2 protein-coding genes are annotated in these 1,554 nt (G+C 71.0%); one reads left to right on the forward strand and one right to left on the reverse strand.

Annotation, left to right across the window (positions count from 1 at the left end):
• A partial coding sequence (locus tag B8460_RS20570; RefSeq protein ID WP_048863491.1) for a hypothetical protein occupies positions 1–850 on the reverse strand: 850 nt, incomplete at its 3' end.
• Positions 851–1,003: 153 nt separating this feature from the next.
• Here B8460_RS20570 and B8460_RS20575 point away from each other — a divergent pair.
• Positions 1,004–1,554, forward strand: a 551-nt coding sequence (locus B8460_RS20575; protein ID WP_048863492.1) for an acetamidase/formamidase family protein, incomplete at its 3' end; no start/stop codon positions are given.

The following is a 1,554-nucleotide window of genomic DNA, read 5'->3' on the forward strand; positions in this document are numbered from 1 at the left end:
CGGCCAACGCGTCGTTGGTGCGCAGCATGATGTTGACGAACTCGTTGCGCGGCACCGGGAAGTCCAGCATCGCGAACGGCAGGAAGTGATGCACCGGCCACGGTGCCCACAGCCCGATTGCCGCCAGCGCGTTATGCGCGAGATGGATGCAGTTGTCGCGGAACAGATCCCAGGTGAAGACGGCGCCCGCCCGATACGGTGCATTCTGCGCGTTCAGGTCCGCGACGATGCGCGCCATCTGCGCCCGGCTGACGGGCACCAGCGCGCAATAGCGGCCGCGCGCCACGCTGGTGGCATAGTCGGTGCCGATCGACACCTCGTATTTCCACGCCTCGCGCGTCCAGCCCGGCGGCATGTCGTCGAACACGTCCTCGTGGAAGGTCACGCCGTCATAGATGCCGAGCCGCCTGGCCTCCGTCTGGATGCGCGCATAGTCGGCGCGCGTGACCCCCTGCGGCGCGAGCGTGCCGCCGTCGAAGAAGAAGTCGTGGCCCGGCACCGCGACCCATTTCGCGTTGCGGAAGTGCTCGTTCATGGTGATGCCGACGCCGTCGCGCTCGTCCGGAAGGCAGAGCGCGAGCACCGGATACGCAACGCCCGCGACGCGGCACGCGCCGTTGAGGTAGAACACGGCGTGGCCGCCGATCTGGCCGCGTATGTCGGCGCCGAAGCCTGGCTTTTTCAGGATCTGCGACAGGGCGCAGTATTCGAAGAAATACGGGTGTGCCGCGGCATAGGACGGCCCGTCCCCCGAGGCGCCGGGCAGGTTGAAGTCGGCGGCGGCGCACGCGCCGAGACACAGCGCGACGGCAAGGCTTGCGAGGCGGCGCAGGCGGCGGCGCAGGCACAAGGTCCGGCACTCCCGGAACGTGGCCGTGCTGGTAGCGGCGGGGCGACGCCGCTGTCCAGCAGGGCGGCAGCCCAGGGTGCCGCGATATCGCCGGGTATGCCGCTTGCATGGGCCGATGGCCGCCGCGTTGGCGCAACGAAGGGGAGAGATCCGATGGCCGATGCCCATGTCCGCCTGGACGCCGACGCGCCGCTGGCCCGCCAGCCGGCCCGGCATGGCCACAACCGCTGGCATCCGGACATTCCGGCGGCGATCCGGGTGTCGCCGGGGACCACGGTCGCGATGGAGACGATCGACGGGCTCGACCGGCAGATCACGCCCGGCATGAGCGCCGAGGCGCTGCTCGGCATCGACATGGGGCGTATCCACCCCCTGACGGGACCGGTGCATGTGGAGGGGGCGGAGCCGGGCGACCTGCTGGCCGTGACGATCGAGGCGGTGGAGACGGCGCCGCGGGGCTTCACCATGATCATGCCGGGCTTCGGCTTCCTGCGGGAGCACTTCCCGACGCCGCATCTGATCCACTGGGAGATGGCGGGCGGCTATGCGCGCTCGGACGGGCTGCCGGGGGTGCGCATCCCGGGCGCGCCGTTCATGGGCGTGATGGGTGTGGCGCCGTCGCACGCGCTGCTCGCGCGCATCAACGACCGCGAGGCCGACCTGCTGGCGCGCGGCGGCGCGGTGCTGCCGCCCGATGCGGCGGC

This window comes from Acidisphaera rubrifaciens HS-AP3, from assembly GCF_000964365.1.
Lineage (GTDB): Bacteria > Pseudomonadota > Alphaproteobacteria > Acetobacterales > Acetobacteraceae > Acidisphaera > Acidisphaera rubrifaciens.